The organism is Novacetimonas pomaceti (assembly GCF_003207955.1).
Classification (GTDB): Bacteria; Pseudomonadota; Alphaproteobacteria; order Acetobacterales; family Acetobacteraceae; genus Novacetimonas; species Novacetimonas pomaceti.
Window position 1 is genome coordinate 1 of sequence record NZ_NOXG01000052.1, and the last position, 5,840, is coordinate 5,840.

Consider the following 5,840-nt stretch of genomic DNA (forward strand, 5'->3'; position numbering starts at 1 on the left):
ATATCGCAGTCCTTCCCGGCTATGTTCACGTCGGGCAATACCAGTCCATGTCACCATTCACTCCATCTCTTCGTAAAGACGGATGAATCACAACAGGCTGGTATTGTTCAAAAACTTTCGGATCAGGCTCTTAAAGACGCTGAAATCTCCTAGCATAAAAGGCGTATCAAACACGACATTTATTCACATATACGCACACGAAGAGAATACTGGTTGAATAGAAATGTCATCTTCATCATCTTCTGGGCATGCGATGACATGATATACCGGAAAATTGCGTATTGTAGGGGCTGGTTGGAGATCGCCTCGAAGCAAAATCCCAAGTGGGTCGTCTTGCATCCTCACAAAAGTACCTGCCTCACCAAAATCCACACCGTTTTTACTATTCCCTATAATGGTAAGATTAACGACAGGGTCATAAGTCATTATAAGTTTCCGGACGTCCCTCCAAATAACTTCAACAACTGCATGATTGGAAATATTTTTTGTAGAAACTATTATGAAAATAGAGCCAGTATCGGAATCAGATTCTCTTATTACAATCCTTCCTCCATAACTTCCGATACAAACATGAACCCACGCACTAATATTCTCCCTCATACCACCAAACTGAATCGTTCCTCCGTCCAATACGAAGTCGAGACTACTTCGCATTAGCAGCATATCGGTCCCTAACCTGACGTAACTGTGGTGCCTGGCAACAATACGTGATATCTCAGGACCCACATAAATCGAACGCGACAATATGTGTCCTCGTCCCTTTTTATTATCGGGATACAATATATACTGCCCGTCCTTTAGGATAATCTCATTAGCTTGCTGAGCATAACCATCTATCTTTTTCATACAAAGCATTGTTTCTTACTTAATATAAATATGGAAGAATTCGACACTTTCGACAGCTTTACATCCATATTTTCAGTCTCAACAACTCTTTACCAGGAGAAATATTTTTCTTTCACACAATATATATCTGCTCATTATCTGACATATTCGTCACATAATGGTACTATCATCCTCAAAACGGTCGCTGATCCATTGTTGCAATGCACAGGCATCTAGCGGTCGAGAGAAAAAATATCCCTGGATTACGTCACATCCGGCATCTCTCAGAAGATCTAGTTGCCTTGCGTTTTCTACGCCCTCTGCCACAACTATCAGCTTCAAGCTTTCTGCGAGACGGATAATCGCAGTTACAATAGAGTGAACCTTACCTGTTACCTCGAATCCCTCCATAAAACTACGGTCTATCTTGACTTCCGTCAGTGGTAGGTTCGCTAGATTGGAAAGACTAGAAAATCCCGTTCCAAAATCGTCCATGGACAGTCCCACTCCAAGTGCCCTAATGGCTGTTGCCGTGGAAAGAGTCTGCTCATGATTGTCGATCATGGCACTTTCTGTGACTTCTACTACAAGACGATCAGAAGAAATTCCAATATCTGCGAGAATGTCCCGTATCAACTGAGGGAGATTGGGATTACGGAAATGTAGCGCCGATATGTTTACAGCAATAGTGGGCACATCCACGCCTGCCCTTACCCAGTCTGCCATCTGGCGACATGCTGTACGAAGCGACCATTCCCCCAATGCCTCAATTTGCCCAGTCGCTTCTGCTAGCGGAATAAAACGACTAGGCGATATTACGCCAAGCATGGGATCATTCCAACGGGCCAACGCTTCCACGCCGTGGAGCATACCAGTAACTGCATCCACCTGCGGTTGATAAACAAGCGCAAGACTGCCATCCTCGATGCTTTTCTTAAGAGCATTTACCAAGACAATTCGATCAACGGCATGTTTGCTCATTTCCAAGTTGAAGTAACGATAACAACCGCGCTCTGTCGCCTTAACTTGTGAGAGAGCCATGTCGGCGTGCTGTAGCAGTTGTCGCATGGAGTCCCCAGACGTTTCTCCATTTGCAATACCAATACTTGCGGATACTGCGACAGTAATATCATTTATTACGAAAGGAGGTGATACTGTACGAATAATTAGGTCGGCAAGTGCAGTGATGCTATGATGATTGCGCATCGTCAGTATTGTAAATTCATCGCCACCTGTCCGCGAAATTCGGTCGCCTGGAGCAAGTATTTTTTTAAGGCGGTTAGCAATTCCTAATAAGACCTCATCACCGACCGTCCACCCGAATACATCGTTAACAGCACGCAAATGATCAAGATTGACCACCATGACCGTTAGGTCAAAATATCCTGCCCGTTCTTCCTGCTGTTCGAAGTAATGTCGGACCCACATACGATTGGGTAACCCGGTAAGGACATCATATTCTGCTAGGCGCGCCAGATCATCCTGTGCTTGGTGCTGTTCAATAGCAAGCGCGCAAAGATGCACGCATGCATGTTCGATACGACGATGCCAAGCGCTGGGTTCACGCTTGGTACGAAAATAGAATGTTAGGACAGCAGCAATTTTCCCATCACGGATCGTAATGGGAGTTGACCAATAGGCGACCAAGCCGTGTGCTACCAAGATCTGTCTAGCGTCATCTTTCCAGTTAACATCCTGTTCAATGTCGGAGCAAATAACTTCTTCACCAGTGTAGGCAGCCGTCCCATAGGCACCTGCATTAGGACCGATTTCGACTCCATCCCATGCCGCCACAACCTCTGGTGGAAGCAGACAACGACCTGTCAGACACATACGTCGATCATCATCGACTGTGGCAATAGACGCAACTACATCGGGCGCGATCCGTTCGATACGGCGGCATATAAACGACAAGATCTCATGCAACGACAGACTGCTCACCAATGAGTCCGTCACATCCCGCTGAAATGCCTCAATCTGCTTTGTACAGGTAATGTCGCTTAGAACGGCGATAATCTCCTGCACCTCGCCATAGGGATCACACACAGGAGTAATAGACGCAGAGAGCCAGAGTTCACGACCAGCGTTGGATTGGGAATGTATATCGAGTTCAAATGGTTGACGCACTGCGAGTTTTTGCCAAAACTCATCAAGGACCGAAAGATCGCTTTCAGCACCCGCCAGAATGATAGAAAAATCGTGTCCCTCAATCTTCTGACCCGAAAAATCCAAAAGTCGACCGAACGCGGCGTTGGAATAAATAATTTTCCCCCGAGGATCTATTACCAAAACGCCATGATTGGTTTTCTTTACAATAGACGCAAACAAAACCTGCTGCTGCTGACGTTCAATCTGATGTTTCATATCCCGCATGCACAGCGCAAAAATCCGCTCACCCGACAGATATGTCTCGTAAACAGACACGTCCACCCATAAAGAACTGCCGTCTTTCTTGAGAAGCCTTAAAAGGCGGCATTCATGATGACAAAGCGCTGTAGGTGAGCCAATATTCTTGAGCATAACATCTATGGAACGTTGCTGTGCGCACCCCGCCTCGCCACCCGGCGCTCCCAAGCCAAACCGCCCCGCCCCGGGGAACAGGATGTCTACCTTCAGACCAATGAGATCTGCGGGTACCCCCCCCATATTTCTGCTGCAGCCAAATTCACAAACAGGAACGTATTCTCTTCAGATATCAGAAAAACTCCGACATCAATACAGTTGAGGATGCGGACTAGCGGCACCATATTTTCCAAAATAGCCATAAATACACTCTTATTATTTTAGGTTTCTTGGTAAATGTATTGATATCGTTCGTTCAGTCCCTTCTGAAATGTATTTTTTCAAAAATAAGGATTGATCGGCATCTTGGAAGGTATCCACCTCATTCGACCTGGATGAAAGACCATATGGATCTCCATCAAACCGAAGAATCGCCCACGCCCCACGATCGTCGCCACCCACATTACCTGGCAAAAGGCCCAGTAAGGTAATACGAGTTTCCGCATCATAAGAAATAGTAAGCGTTTCTACGTCACGGAAAGATAAAGATAGAGATAGCGGCATCCGGGTTTCAGAAAACGCAATATCAATCAGAATTAAACCCGACTCATCGCCTTTGGGACCAAAAACCAACTCGCCACCAAGCGGCTCCACGATCAGCCTTAACCACAGAACCTGAAGCGCCCCCAAACTGTCGAACTCCATCGTACCGCCACGCAGGATATAACTCTGACCGCACCACGGAGCCAGGTCGAAAAGCGTCGTCTTAACCCACGCACCTTCCCCAACAACTAAACAGCACCTCGACGATTTCTTACCCTTTACCACCGAGACTAACCGCCCCATAGCCTGACTTACCTCTCCCCACGTAAAGAATCCCCCCCTTACAATCACTTCCGAGCGATCAGTAAGGAGCGCAGCATCTTTGGCGGTTCTGGCAGCCATTGCCAAACTCCTGTCGCATAAGGCGTAACATATGCGAGAATTGGGCAGTTATTAGATTTTATGGTTATGAACGACGTATATAAGGCGCCCTAAAAGTATATGCTAGGGACTGCCTTATTTATGTCTAATAATCATCTCATTGTGGGATGTGTGGGTGGCTTTTTCTAAAGTTACAAATTTTGCAACCCCAAAAAAAACGGATATATATCATGCGGACATCGGGTAAGTTCTGTATATAACCGGATTTCAACCACAAACCTTGATCGAAGAATGTGATGCTGATTGGTTATGCAAGAGTAAGTACGGAAGAGCAGACTTTGGCGACACAGTTACATGCGCTTGAAACAGCGGGCTGCAAGATCATACTTCAGGAAAAGCGCTCGGGAGCGGATAAAGATCGTCCAGAGCTCACAAAACTTCTCCGACGTGTAGCAGCTGACGACATAATAATTGTCCACCGGCTGGACCGACTTGCTCGGTCTACGCAGCACTTACTGGAAATATCGTCATATCTACGTACGAAGAATGTTGGATTATGCTCCATTTCGGAACCGTGGGCCGATACGACATCTCCCGCCGGCAGAATGATACTAACCATTTTTGCCGGCATAGCGGAGTTTGAAAGGGCATTAATCCGAGATCGCACAGAAGCAGGCCGTCAACTTGCGCGTGAAAGGGGTGTGCATCTTGGACGCCCCGCAAAACTCAATAAACCGGAGATTGCTCTTGTCCGCAAGATGATCGTGGAAGATGGTATCCCTATATCCGACGTGGCATCAAGGTTTGGAGTACATAAGGCAACTATATATAGGATTGTTAGTAAATATCAAATGCAACGAGATTAGTCTCTAGAATCATTATTTGAGATAGAAGATGAAGCTTGCTGCGATGTGAATTGCGGACATAATGTATGAGCGCACCGGTCGTATCTGGTCGCAATACGTCGCCAGTTCTGAGGCCTTGCGAACATGTTTTCGATAAGGTGACGCTTTTTATACAGGTGCCAGTTGTAAAGTGGCTTTGATTCCCGGTGACCTTGTCCCGTGGAATGCCCTCGATTTGAAGTGAGGTGGTGCCGGAAATCTGGACAGGGTGTTAAGCTCATCCCGACCTGAGGAACGGGCGGGAATGAAAGAAGTGGCCCCCATTTTTCGGACAGGGCGATAAGCTATCATCTGGCCTGAACGAGGACGGGTTTTATGGGCAAGGTTACGCGGAAACGGTATGCGGCGGAGTTCAAGTCACGGGTTGCGCTGGAGGCGATCCGTGGGGAACTGACGCTGGCGGAGTTGGCGTCGAAACATGGTGTGCATCAGACGATGATCGCCCAATGGAAGCGCCAGGCGATCGAAGGCATGGCAAGCCTTTTTTCTGGTAAGTCAGTAACGGAACCTTCAGTCAGCCCTGCTGATGTAGAGAAACTGCATGCCAAGATCGGCCAGTTGCTGGTGGAACGGGATTTTTTGCGGGATGCCTCTGCTCGGTTGGGCGTGATCAGAGGCGGCAGATGATTGACCCGAAGCGAGCGCGTCTGCCGATAATCCGGCAATGCACGCTGCTGCAACTCA

Annotated in this window: 5 protein-coding genes and 2 pseudogenes; 2 read left to right on the plus strand and 5 right to left on the minus strand. The window is 47.3% G+C overall.

Going from position 1 to position 5,840, the window contains the following annotated elements; translation table 11 throughout:
• Window positions 1–183: 183 nt before the first annotated feature.
• The 4 genes from CFR71_RS16305 to CFR71_RS16310 form a co-directional block, all read right to left on the minus strand.
• Window positions 184–846 carry a hypothetical protein gene (locus CFR71_RS16305; protein ID WP_133251182.1) on the minus strand — a complete coding sequence of 221 codons (663 nt, stop codon included), beginning with the start codon at window positions 844–846 and terminating at the stop codon, window positions 184–186.
• 150 nt (window positions 847–996) lie between these two features.
• Window positions 997–3,399 (minus strand): EAL domain-containing protein, encoded by a 2,403-nt coding sequence (locus CFR71_RS15040; RefSeq protein ID WP_239020448.1) that lies wholly within the window; start codon window positions 3,397–3,399, stop codon window positions 997–999.
• Between the two features lie 38 nt (window positions 3,400–3,437).
• Window positions 3,438–3,590, minus strand: coding sequence for a PAS domain-containing protein (locus tag CFR71_RS17220; protein WP_338065947.1), 153 nt, complete (start codon window positions 3,588–3,590; stop codon window positions 3,438–3,440).
• 13 nt (window positions 3,591–3,603) lie between these two features.
• The gene (locus CFR71_RS16310; protein ID WP_133251183.1) at window positions 3,604–4,272 is read right to left on the minus strand and encodes a hypothetical protein; all 669 of its coding nucleotides are present in this window, start codon (window positions 4,270–4,272) and stop codon (window positions 3,604–3,606) included.
• A gap of 275 nt (window positions 4,273–4,547) precedes the next feature.
• On the opposite strand from CFR71_RS16310, the gene CFR71_RS15045 reads away from it, so the two are divergent.
• Window positions 4,548–5,117 carry a recombinase family protein gene (locus CFR71_RS15045; protein ID WP_110532128.1) on the plus strand — a complete coding sequence of 190 codons (570 nt, stop codon included), beginning with the start codon at window positions 4,548–4,550 and terminating at the stop codon, window positions 5,115–5,117.
• A gap of 12 nt (window positions 5,118–5,129) precedes the next feature.
• On the opposite strand, the pseudogene CFR71_RS17060 reads toward CFR71_RS15045, so the two are convergent.
• Window positions 5,130–5,284 (minus strand): annotated as a pseudogene (locus tag CFR71_RS17060) (IS5/IS1182 family transposase); the annotation flags it as partial.
• A gap of 187 nt (window positions 5,285–5,471) precedes the next feature.
• Here CFR71_RS17060 and CFR71_RS15055 point away from each other — a divergent pair.
• Window positions 5,472–5,840: pseudogene (locus CFR71_RS15055) on the plus strand (transposase); the annotation flags it as partial.